Consider the following 18,358-nt stretch of genomic DNA (forward strand, 5'->3'; position numbering starts at 1 on the left):
TCTCTCAGTCCCAGTCGAACTCACGACCGTCGTCGGTCGTCCGGAGGACGAACGGTCCGATGGAGAGCGTCCGTTTTGCGACAGTAGCGATCCGGAGGACGTACGACAACAGCACCGCGAAGGGGAGGACTGCGAACCCGACCGCGAGACTGACGACGAGTACCGGGGTCGGCACTCCGGGCACGAGCGCCGGGAAGCTTCCGACCTCGTAGTACAGCACCATGAACGACGAGACGAGCAGTGCGGGGATGGAGGCGACGAGGATCACCCGCGAGAGGTCGATCAGTTCCCACTGGAAGTAGAGCGTCTTGAAGTGTTCCCGCGTCGGGCCGAACAGTTCCAGTGCCTCGATCAGATCGTCCAGCGCGGACTGCTGGTCCGCGGAGAGTTCGGTCCCGTCGTCGGAGTCGACTCCGCCGGCACCTTCCTCCTCGTCACCGCCACCACCCTCGGCCCGGAGTCGACGTGCGGCGTACAGCTTCCACGAGTAGTTGAAGTTCAGACCGGCGGAGATGACCTCGAACTGCCCGAATCGCGCGCCGGACAGACTGTCCCGGACGCCCTCGGCGTTCTCGGCCACCGACTGTGCGAGGTCGGCGAGTCGGTTGTCGTCGCCCGCAGAGTCCCGCAGTGTCTCGGCGCGGTCGTGCGTCACCGACAGCAGACTCCGGAGGAAGTCGGCCGGTTCCGGCGGGCTGACGGGCGTGTCGAACAACTCGGCGGTGTCCTCGCGGAACTGCATCGCGCCCTGCATTCGCTCGCGCTGGTCGCCGACCGCGCCGAGTTCCTGCGAGAGCACCAGTTGCGTCAGCGTCACGACGATGGTGACACCGGTGATCGTCGCGCCGATGAACGACTGGAAGGCGGTCTCGATGGGGTCACCCTCCTCGAGGAAGCCGACTGGATCGGGGACCAGCAGGCCGACCGCGAGGAGAAGCCCGATCACGACCGCGAGAAACAGGGCGACGACGAGCAGGCGGTTCGCCTCGGTGAGCACCCAGAGTTTGACGCGGCTCTCGTCGGCGCGCTCCCGCATCGTGTCGGCCGGGGCGTCGTCGCTCACGGGACGACAGTCGGTGCGCGTCGGGAAAAGTCGCGGGGGTCGGTCTTCTCGCTCAGCGCCACTCGACGCCCTCCAGCGGTTCGGCCACGACGCCGTCCTGCTGGACCAGCACCCGAGCGTGGGCGGTACACACCTCTCTATCCTCGGCCCACGGGACGTACACCCGGACCGCCGCCTCGTCCTCGCAGTCCGCCTCCGCACAGGTCGCCATGTGCGGTGCTACCACGCGAGCCGGCTTCGGTCTGTCGGCGACCTGCACCGACCGCTCTCGGTCGCGCACTCGCGTCGGCAGTTCGCGCGTTCTGAACACGTCGGCGACTCCCTGCGGTCGTCGCCGCGTCGCGGGTGAAGGCGCGGTCGCACCCGGTTCGGTCGTCGGCTTCGTCACTGCGTTCGGTCGCCGACTCCCTATCGGTGCCGGCGACCAACCCGAGTTCCGTGCGCCAGTTCCTCTCGTTCACCCGGCCCACCTACGTCACTCCGTAGTCTCGTCGCCGACCAACCGATCACGCTCGGCCAGTGCCACCTCGGTCCCGTAGGCGTCCACCAGCGGTTTACAGGCGTCACCGAAGGCGCGCATACACTGCGCCTTCGAGACGAAGCCGAGTTCGTCGGCCACCGACTCCCAGTCGTGACACTGCAACGCCCGGCGGACCAGCAGGCGTTCCTCGTCGGCGTCCAGCCCATTCAGATCGTCCACGATGCCGGCCACCGCGAGCGGTCGGAAGGCACCGGGTGAAACTGCCGAGATACCCGCCCCGTAGCTCGCGCCGACCACTACGCGCCAGTCGGCCGGCGAGCGGTCGGTGTCCGGGTCGGCGTCCGTCGCCCGGAGTGCGCTCCGAGCGACATCCGGATCGAGGTCGCGCAGGGGATCGGAGAGCAGACCTCGCACCCGGTCGGCGAACCAGTCGGCGTGGCGGTCGTGCAACTGCTGGCCGGCGTCGCTCGTGGGGCGGAGCATCAGCGCCGAGTACTCCCCGCTGGTGTCGTTCCGGGTCGTCGAGAGGTGGACGACGCCGTAGTCGTTGGCCGACCAGAAGCGCAGGAGGTCGGGTGTCGCGCCGTACCCGACACCGAGCCAGTCCATCTCGTGGGCGAACTCCTCGTGAATCTCGTCGAGGAGGTGCGAGCCGAGTCCACGCGACCGGACCGCGTGGTGAGTGGCGATCCGGACCACGCGCTGGCCGACCGGAATCGCGGCGTCCACGTCCCGCAACTGGCTCGTCAGCACGTCGGGAAGCATGTTCCCGCGCACTCGCGCCCCGTCGTACATCGACTGCCGCAGGTCCTCGGGGAGTCCGCCCTCGCGTGCCAGCAGGGCGACCGCGACGACGTGGCCCTGCCAGCAGAGCGCCCGAATCCGGAGGTTCGGCGCGTCGAGCAGTCGCGCGAGGTCGTCCGGTTCGGTCCGGTAGTGGGCCGTCACCAGCAGGCCGAAGATCTCCCGCAGGAGATGCTCGTCAGCCAGCAGATCCTCGGGCGAGAGCGCCCGGTACACGAGCGACCCGGAACCTGCGGTGTGATCAGGGTCGACTGTCGCGTCGGCGACCACCTGCTCGACCGGTGGCCGGGCGTCGAGCAACAGCGCCCGGAACGCCCACGACTCCACCGGGTCGCCGGCCGCGTACCGGATCGGTGCGTCGAGTCGCACCGCAGAGACCTCGCGGTCGCTCTCGGCGAGGTGCTCGCGGAACCGGACCGAGAACCCCCGACCTGCGCCCTCGTAGCCGTGGACCGTCGTGCAGAACGCGACCGGCGGCCCCCCGGCGAGATCCGAGAGCAGGCGAACCGGGAGCGCGGCCGCCTCGTCGACGAGGAGCGCGTCCGGCGGATCAGACGCCAGCAGGTCGACCGCCTCCGGCGGGTCGGCGAACCGGACTCGGCCACCACTCTCGGCGATCAGCAGACGCGGACTGTCGGCGTTCGGCGAGCCATCGGCGAGCATCCCCCGGTCGCGCAGGACCGCCCGAGCGCGGGCGAACACCTCCTCGGCGTTCCGGTAGCCCGGCGCGGTGACGAGGACGTCCCGTCCCTCGGCGGCGAGCGCCCCGGCCGCGAGTCCCGCCGCGCTGGACTTCCCGCGTCCTCTGTCGGACTCGACGACGACCGCCGTGTTCGGATTTCTGAGCATCTCCAGCGTGGCGACGGCGTCGGCCTGATCCGGTGTCAGGCAGGCTTCGTACACCGACGCGGGGAACTCGGCGGTGCCGGGTGCCTCGACTGCGGGACGCTCGCGGGCCGGAAAGGGGTCGGTCAGGCCGTCGCGTTCGATCACGAGGTTACCGTCGGAGTCGATTCGGACGACCGCGACACCGGGATGGTCCCGCAGGGTACCGACGAACCGTCGGCGGAAGTTGCCGCCCACGTCCGCGACGGTAGCCGGTGGCACCGCCAGTCGCTCGTCGAAGTCGTCGCGTCGGTCGGGCCACTCGTCGAGCGGCGGCGTCAACAGGACGAACAGCCCCCCGCCGTCCACCGCGCCGACGGTGCGCCCGACTGCGTTCGGCGAGAAGTCCGCGTGGCAGTCGAGGATCACGGTTCGGCGGGTTCGGCCCAGCAGATCGCTCGCGTGCCGAGGTTCGACGGTCTCGACGCCCGGTACCTCGCGGGTCGAGACCAACGTGCTGTCCGTGTCGGCGGCGGAGTCGGAGTCGCCGGTCCCCGCGTCGAGGACCCGAGAGTCGTCGTCACTCGCCCGAACCGCGTCGAGTGCCGTCTCCAAGCCGATGTCGCGGTCGCCAGCGAGCACGAGCAGTCGGCGCTCGTTCGCCCGGCGGGCTTCCGTGCGGAGCGACCGGACGAGGGCACGGCAGTCCATACCCGCGATTGGCGCGTCGACGGTTTGGCCGTTTTCATCCGGCGGCACCCGGCGGCCCACGTTCCCCGTCCGAACACGTTCGGGAGCCGTCCCACCGACTCGGAACCCCCGTCCGACTCAAAAGCCCGCCGTGTGAAGGGCGACCCGTCATGAGAGTCCGCAAGCAGACCCTGGCGAAGCTACTGCTGGTCGTCTTCGTCGTGAACCTCGTCGTCATGGGCGCGGGCGCGCTCCTGGCGTACGAGCAGGCACCGCCCATCCCGAGAGCGGTGCAGGGGCCCGACGGCGAGACCCTGGTGACGAAGGGAGAGGTACAGGAGGGCAAGACGGTGTTCCAGCGTGACGGGTTGATGAACCACGGTTCGATCCTCGGCAACGGGGCGTACTTCGGGCCGGACTACACCGCCGACACGCTGGACCTGAAGGTCCAGTACATGCGCGAGTACTACGCCGAGGAGCGCCACGGGACGACCTACGACGCGCTCTCGGGACCGGAACAGGCCGCCGTCGACCAGCGCGTCGAGACCGAACTCGACGACGAGTACGGGGAGACGGGCGTCGTGCAGTACTCCGCGGCGGAGACCTACGCCCACCGACAGGTCCGCGAGGTGTACGTCGAGCGATACCACGAGGGGAGTCTGGAACGGGGCGTCCCGGCCGGGATGATCGACTCCGAGGGCGAGGCCCGGCGGTTCGCGGACTTCGCGCTGTGGACCGCGTGGATGTCCCACACCGACCGCCCCGGGAGCGACCACACCTTCACGAACGACTGGCCGTACCAGCCGACCGCCGGGAACGAACCGACCACCGCCGCGATGACGTGGTCCGTGATCGCCATGGTCCTGCTCGTCGCCGGTGCGGGCGTCGGCGTCTGGCTCTACAAGTCCGTGGAGTTGCCCGAACCGGAGACCGACGGCGTCTCGGTCCCGCACCCCGAGGACGTCGACCTCGTGCCGAGTCAGCGCGCGGCGGTGACGTTCGTCCCCGTCGCGGCCCTGCTGTTCGTCGGACAGGTGATGCTCGGCGGCCTGCTCGCACACTACTACGTCGAACGCGGCGGCTTCTTCGGTCTCGGGGAGCTACTGGGGGTGAACGTCGTCTCGCTGTTGCCCTTCGCCATCGCCAAGACGTGGCACATCGACCTCGGGGTCCTCTGGATCGCCACGCTGTGGATCGGCGCGGGGCTGTTCCTCCCGCCGTTGCTGACCGGCTACGAACCCGACGGCCAGTCGCGGCTGATCCACGGCTTGCTCGGTGCGCTCGTCGTCGTCGTGGTCGGCGGTCTCTCGGGGATCTGGCTCGGCGCACAGGGGTACATCGACGGGAGCCTCTGGTGGATTCTCGGCAACGAAGGGCTGGAGTATCTCGAAGTCGGAAAACTCTGGCAGGTCGGTCTGCTCGCCGGCTTCGTCGGCTGGGCGTACCTCGTCGCACGGGGGTTCAAGCCCTTGCTGGATCGGGAGCCGCGTCACGGCCTGGCGCACATGATCCTCTACGCCGGCGGCTCTATCGCCCTGCTGTTCGTCGCCGGGTTCCTGTTCACGCCGAAGACGAACATCGCCGTCACCGAGTTCTGGCGCTGGTGGGTCGTCCACATGTGGGTCGAGGGCGCCTTCGAGTTCTTCATCGTCGCCGTCGTCGGCCTGACGCTGGTGTCGATGAACCTCCTCTCCAAACGGTCGGCCGAGAAGGCCGTCCTCCTGGAGGCGCTGTTCGTCATGGGGACCGGCGTCATCGGCGTCTCCCACCACTACTGGTGGATCGGGATGCCGGACCTGTGGGTGCCCATCGGGAGCGTCTTCTCGACGTTGGAGCTGATTCCGCTCGTCTTCATCCTCTTCGAGGCGATCAACGAGTACCGCGCGATGGCGACCGCAGGAGAGGCGTTCCCCTACAGCCTCCCCTTCGCGTTCATCGTCGCCTCGGGCGTCTGGAACTTCGTCGGCGCGGGGGTGCTCGGCTTCTTCATCAACCTCCCGCTGGTGAACTACTACGAGCACGGGACCTACCTCACGGTCGGTCACGCCCACGCCGCGATGTTCGGCGCGTTCGGCTTCCTCGCGCTAGGGATGGCGACCTACATGCTCCGGATCGCGGTCAGAGAGGTCCACTGGTCGACCCGGCGACTCCGGGCCGCCTTCTGGCTGTGGAACGTCGGCCTCGTGTTGATGGTGTTCGTCTCGGTCCTACCGGTCGGCTTCCTCCAGTTGGAGACCGCCTTCGCCGTGAGCTACGACGCCGCCCGGAGCGTGGCGTTCTACGAACGACCGCTCGTGCAGGCGCTGTTCTGGGCGCGGATGCCCGGCGACACCCTGCTGATCCTCGGGACTCTCGTCTTCGGCTACGACGTGGTCGTGAAACTCCGACACCTGCGGCCGGCGGTGTCGGACGCCGAGGACCGGCAGTGGTCGCCCTCCGTGGTGCTGGGTGACGACTGAGGCCGCCGCCCGTGTTCACAGCCCACGGTATCATCGGACGAACTAAGCCGACACCCGTCGTAGCACGGGTATGGCCGAAGCTACGAAGGGACAGAAACGACTGATGGTCGGGCTGTTCGCGGTGGCGATCAGTATCACGCTGCTCGGCATCGCCGTGATCTGGGTTCTCAGCGGCTGATCGGCGCGCCGACGCTCACTCGGGGCGGTGCTCGACGCCCGCGTTCCCGTCCGCCCGTCGGCGGCGGAGCGCGGCCTGCGCGTTGCTCGCGTCGTAGCCGAACAGCACGTCTTTCGCGTAGGCCTCCGCCACCTCGGTCGCGTGCAGGAGGTCGTCGATGTCGACGTTCACCGCGTACAGTTCGATGGAAACGTCCACGTCGAGGTCGGCGAGTCGGCTCTCGAACCCTTTGGCGATGGTCTCCAGCCAGTAGGTCGTCCCGTAGTGGATGTCGTACAGGGGGACGACGAACTCGTCCACGAAGTCGGCCAGCACGTCCAGGTCGAGGCCGGCACGCTCGAACAGGTGGCCGGGGTACGGATCGGGGTACAGCGTCAGGTAGGTCCGACCGGGAATCCGGTCGTTCGCGTCGGCCACGAAGTCGCTGATGACCGTCGCCCGCCACTCGCCGCGGTCCTCGAAGGGACTCTCGGCGAACAGGCGCTCACAGCGATCGCAGTGACAGTACTCGGCGCGGGGGAAGCCAACGTCGTCCAGTCGCACGTCCTCGTTTTCCGCCGCGCAGTCGGCGATTATCTCCAGCAGACCGGCGCGGTACTCGGGGTGCGTCGGGCAGATGTACGCCCAGTCGAAGTACGTCCGGTCGCGGGTGGCGCGGTTCCCGTCGGGGTCCACGGGGACGAGGTCGGGGTTCCCCTCGGCGGCCGCGTTGTCGCCGAAACAGGAGACCATGTTGACCGCGTTCGGCAGGGGTTCGGCCGACCGGCCGGTCACGTCTTTCACCTCGTAGAAACCCAGATCGAACTCGGCCCACTCGACCTCCTCCGCGTTGCGCGTGACGACCCCGTACATGACCTGCGGTACGTGTCGGTCGTGGGTAAGTGGTGCGGTCTCGGCGCTCTGTCGGTGGTGTGGGACCCGGCGGTGTTCTCGGTGCTGTCGCTCTCCGGTGCGACCGTCACGGAAAACGGGAAGGGCGGCGGGTACCCGCCGTGGTTCGGTTACTCTTCGACTTCGACTTCGATGGCGTCGTTGCCACCGGAGACGGCGATGTAGGCGACTGCGACGAGGGCCAGTACGAGCAGGAGTTTCGCTTTACCGGACATATCAGTCAACTACGCCCAGCAGGTACAAAGTGATTTCGACGGACTTCGGTCGGCGGTAGCCGAGTGTGGTCGGCGGGATCGGCGTTCGGCGGTCTGGCGCGAGAGTCCCCCGCGCTCACTGACTCTCGATGTGCTCGGCGATCTGCTCGCGGACGATGGTGCCACAGTACTCACAGCGCACGCCGTCGGGGAGGACCTCGAAGCGTGACTCGACCGGTTCACTGCCGCTCGTGATGCAGTTCGTGTTCGGACACGCGAGGATGCCCGTCACCACGTCGGGGCGCTCGACGCGGAGTTTCTCGACGACCTCGTAGTCCCGGATGATGTTGATCGTCGCCTCGGGCGCGATCAGCGAGAGGACGTCCACCTCGGACTGGCTGAGTTCCCGGTCCTCGACCTTCACCACGTCCTTCCGGCCGAGTCGTCCGGAGGGGACGTTCATCCCCACGGAGACCTGCTCGCCGGCCGAGCCGTCGATGTCGAGGATGGTCAGGACGTTCAGTGCCTGCCCGCCCGTGACGTGGTCGATGACGGTTCCGTTGCGGATCTTGGAGACGCGGAGTTCTGTGTCGCTCATAGCAGTCGGTCCAGCAGGGCCATCCGTACCGGGACGCCGTTGTGTGCCTGTTCGAAGTAGTTCGCGTGAGTCGTCTCGTCGATGTCGGGCGCGATCTCGTCCACGCGCGGCAGGGGGTGCATGATCGACAGGTCCGCCTTCGCGTCGTCCAGCGTCTCGGCGTCGATCTGGTACTCGCCGGCGACCTTCCGGTACTCGTTCTCGTCGGGGAACCGCTCGCGCTGGATGCGGGTGACGTACAGCACGTCCAGTTCCGGCAGGATCGCCTCCAGGTCGGTGTGCTCTCTGACCTGTGCGCCGGCCTCGTGGAGGTCGTACCGGACACTGCGTGGGAGGCGCAGACTCTCGGGGCTGATGAAGTGCTGGCGGGCGTCGAAGTTCGTCAGCGCGGTCGAGAGCGAGTGAACGGTCCGGCCGTACTTCAGATCGCCCATGATCCCGATGGTGAGATCGTCCAGGCCGGCCGACTCGCGGATCGTGAACAGATCGAGCAGGGTCTGACTCGGGTGGTGGCCCGCGCCGTCGCCGGCGTTGATCAGTGGCACGTCCACGAACTCGGAGGCCATCTTCGCCGACCCCTCGCTCGGGTGCCGGAGGACGATGGCGTCGGCGTACCCCTCCACGACGCGCATCGTGTCGGCGAGGCTCTCGCCTTTCTTCACCGACGAGGACTCGACCGACCCCATGTCGACGGTCTCGCCGCCGAGGCGCTTTGCGGCCGCGTCGAAGCTCATCTTCGTGCGGGTGCTCGGCTCGAAGAAACACAGCGCGAGGAGCGTGTCGGCGTGGCGCTCGCGGAACGCTGATGGATCGTCGGCGATCTCGACCGCCCGGTCGAGGATCGCCTCGATGTCGTCCCGCGAGAGTTCTTTCGCGGTGACGAGGTGGTCCTGTGGCATCACGTGAGACAGGTGGCGGGGGCGTCTTGAATCTCCCGAGTCGGGGTGGCGGAGGAGCGAGATGCACGGCGAGACGCGCGACTCTCGACCGTGATCACAGGACCCGATCCACACCCGGCACCGTGTGGCGCAGGGTCTCCCGGAAGTGTCTGCTGATCGCCAGCAGGACCGTGAAGTAGACGCCGGCACCGATCCCGACGACGAGGACCAGCCAGACGATCGACTGGATCGAGACCACGTACTCCCGGAGGCCGACGACGATCCCGAGCATCGACAGTCCCGCGAGCGTCTGCTCGGCCATCGGCCGCGTGAGGACGACGCCGCCGTAGTCGGTGTGTGCGAGGTACTGGTAGACGACGACCCGGAGCGCCTCGGCGGTGATGGTGGCCGCGATCACACCCATCAGGCCGTAGGTGTACCCCAGCGCGACTGCGAGGGGGACGTGAACCAGCAGGACCAGCACGTTCACCCGGAAGATCGTTCGCGGGCGGTCGGTCCCCTCCAGCACCGCCTCGAAGGGGAGCCGGAAGGTGTTGAACACCTGGAACAGCGCCATCCCGGTGATCGCCAGCGCTGGCCCGTCGGCGTACGACTCGTCGAAGAAGAGCAGGAGCGCGTCGTCGATGGCGAGCGCGCCGAAGAACAGTGGAATCGCGATCAGTCCGGTGTACGACAGCGAGTTGGCGAGGTCGGCACGCACGTCGCCGCCCGCCGAGTCGACGCCGGAGGACTTCACCGACAGCGCGTCGCGGATGCTCCCGGCGAACATCGCGGCCGGCATCGCCAGGCGCTTGGCGAGTCCGTACATCCCCGCGCCGGACGCGCCGACCGGTCCCGCCAGCGCGACGCCGGCCAGCCCCTTGATGATCAGCACGTCGGCACTGCTGTAGAGGTTCGTCAGCATCGAGGTCGGGACGCTCCAGCGCGCGAAGTCGTAGACGGTCCGGGCGGTCTCGGCGGTCGGAATCGCCGGCGTCACCTTGCTGGCGACCGCCGAGACGACGCCCGTGAGGAACGTCGCGGCGACGAGACCGACCACGAGGCCGAACGTCTCCAACCCCCACCAGATCAGGAGAATCTGTGCGACGAACGTCAGCACGCTCCGGAGGGCGTCGGCCCACGACGAGGCCGCCGGGTGGCCCGTGCCGGAGTAGAAGCGGTTCGTGACGTTGAACAGACCGAGGCTGAAGACCACCAGCACGACCCCCAAGGCGAGGTCGCTACTGCCGAAGTAGTCGGCGGCCCACGGTTCGACGAGGAGGTAAACGACGACGAGGATCACGGTGAAGACACCGTGGGCGAGGATGCCGACGCCGAGGAACTCCGGTGGGTCGATGTCGACCTCGCTGACGCGCTTCTTGATCGCGGTGCCGATGCCGGCGGGAATCTGCGCGAGGACGAACGCCGCCGCCAGCACCGCCTCGTAGTTTCCCATCCCCTCCCGGCCGATGAGGAAGGTAAAGAGGAGGTAGCCGCCGAAGCCGATGGCGGCCATCAGGACCTTCGACCCGAGCGCGAGCAGTGCCTCGCGTCCGACCGACAGCGTCGGCGTGTCCTTCATCTCACTCCATGTACCCCAGGTCGGCGAGTCGCTGTTCGACCTCGTCCTCGCGGTCGTCGTCGCCCACGTCGTCCTCGCGGGTCAGTGCCGGCGGAATCTCGTCGCGCGTCAGGACGGTGGGGTCGGGGGTACCGTCTGCCAGCAGATCGGTCCGGACCTCGCCGTCGAAGCCGGGCGATATCGGATCGCCGAGCGCCGCGAGCAGGGTCGGGAGCATGTCGACGATGCTCATGCCCTCTATCTCCTCGGCGACGCCGTCCTCGCCGTCGGCGAACGCCGGGCCGTCCACCGCGACGATGCCCCGGTAGCGGTGCTCGTAGTTGTCGGTCCCGGAGGTCACACCGCCGGTCGGCGACCAGAGCGTGATCGGGAAACAGTGCTGGGCCGGCCGGCAGATCACGTCTGGAGCCTGCGGGCCGGGGTCTTCGTACACTTCTTGGGGCAAGAGCACGTCGCGGAATATCTCGTCGCCCTCGTCGTCGCGGACCTCCCGGAGACCGTCACGGATCTCCCGGCGGAGCGCGTCGGGGTCGTCCACAGTCGGGTGGTCGAACCGCTCGTCGTTGACGTAGATGCAGCCGTATCGCAACTGCCACGCGTCGCTGTTCGGGTAGTCGATCTGCGGGCTGGCGGCCGATTCGAGTTGGGAGCCGACCGACGTGCCCATGATGAGGTTGTGGACCTTCCGGATGACCGAGTAGAGCGCGTCCGAGCGCTTGGCGACCGCCTTCGCGCCACCGACCGCCACGTCGGTCCAGCCGGTGCCGGTGTCCGCCTCCACGAAGTAGCCCTCGTCGTGGAGCCACTCGCCGACGTGGAGGTTCGTGTCCTTGTGCTCGAACCCGTGGTCGGACATGAGCGCAACGTTGTCCGCCAGGTCCGCGAGGTCGGCGGTCTTCTCGTCGACGAGTTCCACGAGCGTCGAGTAGAACTCCTGTCGCTTCGCGTCCGAGGAGAGGTTCGAGAGGATGTGGCCACCCCAGTCTGGCGTGGAGAAGAGGACGAAACCGACCCGGGGGTCGTAGGTCTCGAACGCCTCGCGGGCGAAGCGGTGGCGCTGGGTCGTGATCTCCAGTACGTGTTCGAGGTACGCGTTCGGCCGCATCTTCAGACTGCGGTCGTGATCCAGAATGTAGTCGTCGTAGCTGTCGAGCGATTTCAGTTCGGCGGGCACCGCGTCGGCCTTGTCCTTCGCCAGAAACGCCGAGACGAGGTGGCTGTCGTCGCCGGCGGGCACGCGCCCCACCGAGGCGGGCAGATTGACGAAGACGCCGCTGTCGAGGAAGTCGTAGATGGCTGGCTGAGTGCGGTTCGGCCGGGCCGGGCCGGTGGAGTAGTCCGACTCCTGCCGGAGCATGTTCGTGATCCCGTGGGTGCCGGGGTCGGTGCCGGTGGCGAAGGAGGTCCACGCCGGGACCGTGGTCGGCGTGTCGACGCTCATCAGATCGCCGGAGACCCCCGACTCGCGGACCGAGTCGAGGTAGGGCGTGTCTACCTCGAACCGGTCCAGCATATTGTACGACAGGCCGTCGAGGCCGACGACGAGGAGGTCCATCTTGCTCCGTCGTTCCGGGGCGGTCGTAATGGGGTTTGTGGGTTCGGATCGGCGATCGGACTCGGCGGCGGCGGACGGCGGCGACGCCGGAACGCAACCCTTACCGACTGCCGCGCGGAACCCACGCCAAATGCGCGACAGCTTCGAGATCCGGGACGGCGACGCCCTCGGGCGGATCGGGCGACTCACCGTCCCCCGTGCCGGCGTCACCGTCGAGACGCCCGCACTCATGCCGGTCGTCAACCCGAACATCGTCACGGTCGAACCACGGCGACTGGCCGACGAGTTCGGTGCCGAGATTCTCATCACCAACTCCTACATCATCAAGTCGAACGACGACCTCCGCGAGCAGGCACTCGCCGAGGGGCTCCACGAGATGCTGGACTTCGACGGCGCCATCGTCACCGACTCGGGGTCGTTCCAGTTAGCGGAGTACGGCGACATCGACACGACGACCCGCGAGATCCTCCAGTTCCAGCACGACATCGGGTCGGACGTGGGGACGCCGGTCGACATCCCGACGCCGCCGGACGCGAGCAGAGAACAGGCCGAGGAGGACCTCGCCGTGACCGAACAGGCGCTGGCGGACGCGGAGTCGGTCGAAGTCGGCGAGATGCTCGTCAACGCGCCGGTGCAGGGATCGACCTACGCCGACCTCCGGGAGCAGGCCGCGGTCCACGCGAACGACACTGATCTGGACGTGTTCCCGGTCGGGGCCGTCGTCCCGCTGATGAACGACTATCGCTACGACGACATGGTGGACGTGATCGCGGCCGCGAAGCGCGGTCTCGGCCGGGACTGCCCGGTCCACCTGTTCGGCGCGGGCCACCCGATGATGTTCGCGCTGGCGGTGGCGATGGGCTGTGACCTGTTCGACTCCGCGGCCTACGCGCTGTACGCCCGCGACGACCGGTACCTCACGGTCCGGGGAACCGAACACCTCGCCGACCTGGACTACCTGCCCTGCTCGTGTCCGATCTGTGCGGAGCACTCCCCCGAGGACCTCCGGGCGGCGGGCGACGAGGAGCGGGAACGCCTGCTCGCGGAACACAACCTCCACGTCACCTACGAGGAGATGCGCCGGGTGAAGCAAGCCCTCAGAAGCGGGAACCTGCTGGAACTCGTCGAAGCCCGCGCCCGTGGCCACCCCCGGATGCTCGACGGGTACCGGGCCCTGCTCGACCACGCCGAGCAGTTGGAACGCGAGGACCCGGTGTCGAAAGGGGCGTTCTTCTCGCTGTCCCACGAGAGCGCGCGCCGCCCCGAGGTGCTGCGCTACCACGACCGACTCGCGCGACTTGACGCACCCGACAGCCTGCTGGCGACACAGGGTGGCACGCCCCGCGACCACGACTACGACGCCGTCTGGCGACTCGTGCCGCCCTTCGGTCCGGTTCCGCGTGCCCTGTCGGACACCTACCCGCTCACGGCGGAACTGCCGGAGCGCGTGGACAGAGCGACCTGTGAGGCCGGTGCAGACGGGGTAGCGGCGTTCGTCGAGAGCCATTCGGAAGTCGAGTTGACCGTCGCGCACCACGACTGGCCCGAGAGCGCGCTGGAGCGGCTTCCGGCGTCGGTCGCCGTGGAAGACCTGCTGGACGTGGAGTCGGGCGACCGGTAGCCCGCCCGAAGTGCCGTGGGTCGGCGAGTCGCCCCGGCAGGACCGCCGGTGGCGGCGTAGTGATCCTCGAAACCCGGCGTCGTCCCGCACGACATAAGTAGACGCACTCCTGACCGTGACGTAGCAACCATGAGCCGATTCTCCCTGCCGGACTGGCTCACGTTCCGGCGGTTCGCAGGTGTCACGACCGGGATGACGACGCTGCTCGTCATGCTCGGCGTCTACACCTCCGCGACCGGGGCTGGCCTGGCCTGTATGGCCCAGTGGCCGCTGTGTGACAACGGACTGCTCCCGCAGACCATCCCGAGTTTCATCGAGTGGTTCCACCGCCTGTGGGCGATGATCACCGGCTTCTTCATCGCCGGCACCGCGCTGTGGGCGCTCCGGAGTGCGGTCCAGCGCCGCGTGAAGGTCGCCTTCACCGCCGCCGTGGTCCTGCTCCCCCTCCAGATCAGTATCGGCGCGGTGACGGTCACGCTGAACGGCCTGCTCCCCGGCGGCTACACGCCGCTCACCCACGGCGCACACCTGTTCACGGCGCTGTCGATCTTCACGGCGCTGACGCTCGGGACCGTCTTCGCGTACGACGGCCGGTTCCGGACCGACCCGACGACGCGGGCGAAGAAGGCACTCGGCGTCGCACTGGCCGCGCTGGTCGTCTCGCTGCTGTCGAGTCGGATGGTGACGCTCGTCGCCTACGATCCGACGATGCAGGCGGTGTTCTACGGCGCGACCCTGCTGGCGTACGCCGGCCTGTTGACCGCCGCCGTCTGGGTCGGCCGGACCGCGCGGGCGACCCTGCGGTACGCGACGCTGCCGGCGGTGGCACTCGTCTTCCTGCACCTCGCGCTCGGCCGCGACCTGGTGTACTACGACGACACCGTCCTGCTGGTCAACCTCGCGGTCGTCGGCCTCGCGGGCCTGCTGACGGCGGGGCTGGCGGTCGTGGTCGGCCGGAGCGAGACGGACGCGAGTCGGACACGCGGCGTCACGAGCGGCGACTGACGAGGCGGATCGGTCCCGGACGGCGTCGCTCTCCCCCGATCTGTGTCGGTCGTCGGCCGACCGGAGACGACCAACCGAACGGTCACTCGCGACGCTCCGTGGGGGCCGATTCGTTCGTCTCCCACGGATTATAATCGAGATACGACGCCCGGATCGGAGAGAAAGCTTCAAACCCGATGTTCTCCATTGTCGTTCGTATGCGCAAGTTTACCACATCGCGTCGTGGCTACCTCGCGGCAGTCGGAACCAGTAGTCTCGTCGGTCTGGCAGGCTGTACGACCGGCGGTGGCGGCGGGACCGAGATCACGCCCGGAACCGCCCCCGGTTTCCCGCCGTTCGAGTTCAAGAACGACGACAACGAACTCGTCGGCTTCGACATCGACCTCCTCGAGGCGGTCGTGGGGGAGACCGACTACACCCTCGGGTCGTGGGAGGAACTGGAGTTCAGTTCGCTGATCCCTGGCCTCCAGAACGACCGCATCGACGTGATCGCGGCCGCGATGACGATCACCGAGGACCGCGACGAGACGATCGACTTCTCCGATCCGTACTACAACGCCGACCAGTCCATCCTCGTCGCCAGCGGCGGCGACTTCTCGCCGTCCTCGCTGGACGACCTCGAAGGCCGGCGCCTCGGCGCACAGGAGGGGACCACCGGCGAGTCGGTCATCCAGTCGGAACTGATCGAGAGCGGGCAGGTCTCCGAGTCGAACTACAACGCCTACGGGAGCTACGTCCTCGCCGTCGAGGACCTCATCAACGGCAACATCGACGCCATCGTCATCGACCAACCGGTCGCCCAGACGTTCGCCAGCCAGCGCGACGTGGACATCGCCTTCACCTACGAGACGGGCGAGCGCTACGGCTTCGGCGTCCGCACGGACGACGACGACCTGCAGGAAGCACTGAACAGCGGTCTCGCCACGGTACAGGACAACGGGACCTACGAGGAGATCCGCAACGAGTGGTTCAGTAGCGCCTGAGCCGATGGTCGCCGACTCGCTCGTCGCGCCGATGCTGGCAGGCAGCGGGAGTCCCGTCCCGCTCCAACTGAGTGACTGGGTCTTCGTCGCCGAGAACGCCGACTACCTGCTGGCTGGCACCGCGCTGACGATCCTGCTGTCGATCGTCTGTGTGCTCGTCGGCTTCCTCGTCGGCTTCCCCGGCGGCGCGGTGGCGGTGTACGGGGGGTCGGTGAGTCGCCGACTCGTCGAGAACGTGGGCGTCGTCCTGCGGGGGACGCCCATCGTCGTGATCTTCTTCTTCACGTACTTCGTCTTCGGGACGCCCGGTCTCGATCTCGGCTTCTTCGAGATCTCGCCGGAGTTCGTCGCGGCCGTCCTCGGTCTCGGTCTCAGGAGTGCAGCCTACCAGACCGAGATGTTCCGGGGCGCACTCCAGTCGGTCGACGACGGCCAACTGGAGGCCGCCCGGTCGCTCGGGATGGGCAAGTGGGAGTCGGTCGGCTACGTGGCCGTCCCGCAGGCGCTCCGGCGCTCTGTCCCCTCGTTCCAGAACGAGGCGACGATCGTCCTGAAGGACACCAGTGTCGTCTTCGCCATCGGTCTCTCCGAGTTGCTGACGCGGAGCTACGACCTGTTCACGCGGGAGACGACCGCGACGCTGGAAGTGATCCTGACGATCAGCGCGATCTACTTCGTGTTGACCTTCGTCACGAACCGCGGACTCGACTACGTGGAGTCCGTCTACCGGATTCCCGGCGGTGAGCGTGCATGACAGACGAACTTCTCCGCGTCGAGAGCGTGGACAAGAGCTACGGTGACGAACGGGTGTTGACCGACGTGAGCTTCGAGATGGATCGGGGGGACGTGACCGTCCTCATCGGGCCGTCCGGCAGTGGGAAGTCCACGATGCTCCGGTGTGTCAACCGACTGACCGAGATCGACGACGGGGCCATCTACCTCGACGGCGACTGCGTGACGGACGCCGACACGAACGTCAACGACCTCCGGCGGCAGGTCGGGATGGTGTTCCAGGACTTCAACCTGTTCTCACACCTCACGGCACTCGAAAACGTCTCCCTCGGCCCGCGCCGGGTGCTCGGGAAAGAGAAGGCCGAGGCCACGCAGTTGGCCCGCGAGCAGTTAGAACAGGTCGGACTCGGGAAGCAACTCGACTCGTACCCCGCCGAACTCTCCGGCGGCCAGCAACAGCGTGTCGGCATCGCGCGGGCGCTGGCGATGGACCCGAAACTGATGCTGTTCGACGAACCGACCAGCGCGCTGGACCCGGAACTGATCGGCGACGTGCTGGAGGTGATGCGCGACCTGGTCGACCAGGGGATGACGATGCTCGTCGTGACCCACGAGATGGGCTTCGCCCGCGAGGCGGCCGACGAACTCGTCTTCCTCGACGGCGGCAAGGTGGCGGAACGCGGACCGCCGGAACAGTTGTTCGAGAACCCACAGCACGACAGAACCGCGCAGTTCCTGCGCAGACTGACCGAACTCCATGGCTGACGATCCGACACCGGCCGGGAGTCCCGGCTTCGCCGAACGCTCCGCCCGGCGAGTCGACGGTGCCTCGGCCGGCGGGACACTGGCACTCCTCGCCGGCGTCGTCTTCTGGGGGTGGGTCCTCCTCCGGTGGACGAACGACTGGACCGGCGGTCTGCTGGTTCCGCCGGGGACACCCTTCGTCGCACCGAAAGTCGTGGAGTCGACGCTCCTCGGAGTTCCACTGCTCTCCGGTGCCGCCGAAATCGTCGCGCTGTCGGTGTCGTACCTGCCGCGACTCTCGACCGGCCTGTGGCTGACGGTCGTGTTGACCGTCGTGAGCATCCTGCTCGGGCTTCCCTTCGCCATCGCGCTGTCGGTCAGCCGGGTGTACGGGAACCTGACCAGTCACGTCTCGCTGGCGTACACGGAACTGTTCCGGGGGACGCCGCTGCTCGCGCAGTTGTTCGTCCTCTACTACGGGCTGAACCTCTCGGCGTTCGTGCCGGGGTTCGCGGAGGGTGTCTTCACTAACCGGGCGGTCTGGGTCGCCATCGTCGGGTTCACGCTGAACAGCGCGGCGTACCAGGCCGAGTACATCCGATCCGCGCTCCAGTCGGTCGAAGGCGGTCAGTTGACGGCCGGGCGAGCCATCGGTCTGCCGCGACTGGCCGCGATCCGGTACATCGTCCTCCCGCAGGGCCTCAGATACGCGATTCCGGGCTGGACGAACGAACTCATCTACCTGATCAAGTACTCCTCGTTGGCGGCGTTCATCACCGTGCCGGAACTGTTCAACCGGGCGAACGCCATCGCGTCCGGCAACTTCCGGTACCTCGGCGTCTTCACCGTGACGGCGCTGTTCTACCTGGGTCTCGTCATCACCGCCTCGCGGTTGATGAACCGCATCGAGGACCGGGTGGCGATCCCCGGTATCGGCCACAGCGACGGTCGGTGAGGGGCGACGGTCCCGGCGGTGGAGGCTAGAGGACGCCCGGCCACTTGGACCACGACCCTGATTCCTCGCGGGAGAGAACGGGAGCGACGAATTTCGCCGCCGCCGCCGTAGTCCCAACCG

15 protein-coding genes are annotated in these 18,358 nt (G+C 67.8%); 7 read left to right on the forward strand and 8 right to left on the reverse strand.

The window, feature by feature from the left end; all coding sequences use genetic code 11:
• Positions 1-4: 4 nt before the first annotated feature.
• From LI337_RS04430 to tmcA, 3 genes are all read right to left on the reverse strand, one after another.
• Positions 5-1,063 carry a DUF7972 family membrane protein gene (locus LI337_RS04430; RefSeq protein ID WP_345777727.1) on the reverse strand — a complete coding sequence of 353 codons (1,059 nt, stop codon included), beginning with the start codon at positions 1,061-1,063 and terminating at the stop codon, positions 5-7.
• Between the two features lie 52 nt (positions 1,064-1,115).
• Complete coding sequence (locus tag LI337_RS20350; protein WP_465269961.1) at positions 1,116-1,274, reverse strand: DUF8014 family protein; 159 nt, start codon at positions 1,272-1,274, stop codon at positions 1,116-1,118.
• A gap of 264 nt (positions 1,275-1,538) precedes the next feature.
• Positions 1,539-3,884, reverse strand: a complete 2,346-nt coding sequence (gene tmcA / locus LI337_RS04440; RefSeq protein ID WP_227228511.1) for a tRNA(Met) cytidine acetyltransferase TmcA — start codon at positions 3,882-3,884, stop codon at positions 1,539-1,541.
• Between the two features lie 149 nt (positions 3,885-4,033).
• Here tmcA and LI337_RS04445 point away from each other — a divergent pair, with 149 nt between their 5' ends.
• A complete protein-coding gene (locus tag LI337_RS04445) occupies positions 4,034-6,322 on the forward strand; it encodes a nitric-oxide reductase large subunit (RefSeq protein ID WP_227228512.1) in 2,289 nt (762 codons plus the stop codon).
• 193 nt (positions 6,323-6,515) lie between these two features.
• Here LI337_RS04445 and LI337_RS04450 read toward each other — a convergent pair whose 3' ends face one another.
• The 5 genes from LI337_RS04450 to LI337_RS04470 all read right to left on the reverse strand — a co-directional run bounded on the left by LI337_RS04450 (position 6,516) and on the right by LI337_RS04470 (position 12,198).
• Complete coding sequence (locus tag LI337_RS04450) at positions 6,516-7,352, reverse strand: hypothetical protein (RefSeq protein ID WP_227228513.1); 837 nt, start codon at positions 7,350-7,352, stop codon at positions 6,516-6,518.
• A 369-nt stretch (positions 7,353-7,721) separates the two neighbouring features.
• The gene (gene pyrI, locus LI337_RS04455; protein ID WP_227228514.1) at positions 7,722-8,183 is read right to left on the reverse strand and encodes an aspartate carbamoyltransferase regulatory subunit; all 462 of its coding nucleotides are present in this window, start codon (positions 8,181-8,183) and stop codon (positions 7,722-7,724) included.
• Complete coding sequence (gene pyrB, locus LI337_RS04460) at positions 8,180-9,082, reverse strand: aspartate carbamoyltransferase (RefSeq protein ID WP_227228515.1); 903 nt, start codon at positions 9,080-9,082, stop codon at positions 8,180-8,182. The genes pyrI and pyrB overlap by 4 nt, the downstream gene beginning before the upstream one ends.
• A gap of 94 nt (positions 9,083-9,176) precedes the next feature.
• On the reverse strand, positions 9,177-10,643 hold the full coding sequence (locus LI337_RS04465) for a lipopolysaccharide biosynthesis protein (RefSeq protein ID WP_227228516.1): 1,467 nt from the start codon (positions 10,641-10,643) through the stop codon (positions 9,177-9,179).
• A gap of 1 nt (position 10,644) precedes the next feature.
• The gene (locus LI337_RS04470) at positions 10,645-12,198 is read right to left on the reverse strand and encodes an alkaline phosphatase family protein (protein ID WP_227228517.1); all 1,554 of its coding nucleotides are present in this window, start codon (positions 12,196-12,198) and stop codon (positions 10,645-10,647) included.
• Between the two features lie 130 nt (positions 12,199-12,328).
• On the opposite strand from LI337_RS04470, the gene tgtA reads away from it, so the two are divergent.
• The 6 genes from tgtA (at position 12,329) to LI337_RS04500 (ending at position 18,238) form a co-directional block, all read left to right on the forward strand.
• Positions 12,329-13,819, forward strand: coding sequence for a tRNA guanosine(15) transglycosylase TgtA (gene tgtA, locus LI337_RS04475; RefSeq protein ID WP_227228518.1), 1,491 nt, complete (start codon positions 12,329-12,331; stop codon positions 13,817-13,819).
• Between the two features lie 129 nt (positions 13,820-13,948).
• Positions 13,949-14,824 (forward strand): COX15/CtaA family protein, encoded by an 876-nt coding sequence (locus LI337_RS04480; protein WP_227228519.1) that lies wholly within the window; start codon positions 13,949-13,951, stop codon positions 14,822-14,824.
• A 197-nt stretch (positions 14,825-15,021) separates the two neighbouring features.
• Positions 15,022-15,807 carry a basic amino acid ABC transporter substrate-binding protein gene (locus tag LI337_RS04485; protein WP_227228520.1) on the forward strand — a complete coding sequence of 262 codons (786 nt, stop codon included), beginning with the start codon at positions 15,022-15,024 and terminating at the stop codon, positions 15,805-15,807.
• Positions 15,808-15,838: 31 nt separating this feature from the next.
• Positions 15,839-16,561, forward strand: a complete 723-nt coding sequence (locus tag LI337_RS04490; RefSeq protein WP_227229421.1) for an amino acid ABC transporter permease — start codon at positions 15,839-15,841, stop codon at positions 16,559-16,561.
• Positions 16,558-17,304, forward strand: a complete 747-nt coding sequence (locus LI337_RS04495; protein ID WP_227228521.1) for an amino acid ABC transporter ATP-binding protein — start codon at positions 16,558-16,560, stop codon at positions 17,302-17,304. Before LI337_RS04490 ends, LI337_RS04495 begins: the two co-directional genes overlap by 4 nt.
• Positions 17,297-18,238, forward strand: coding sequence for an amino acid ABC transporter permease (locus LI337_RS04500; protein WP_227228522.1), 942 nt, complete (start codon positions 17,297-17,299; stop codon positions 18,236-18,238). The genes LI337_RS04495 and LI337_RS04500 overlap by 8 nt, the downstream gene beginning before the upstream one ends.
• The last annotated feature ends 120 nt before the right edge of the window (positions 18,239-18,358 follow it).

Origin of the sequence: Salinirubrum litoreum, assembly GCF_020567425.1 — an archaeon.
Classification (GTDB): domain Archaea; phylum Halobacteriota; class Halobacteria; order Halobacteriales; family Haloferacaceae; genus Salinirubrum; species Salinirubrum litoreum.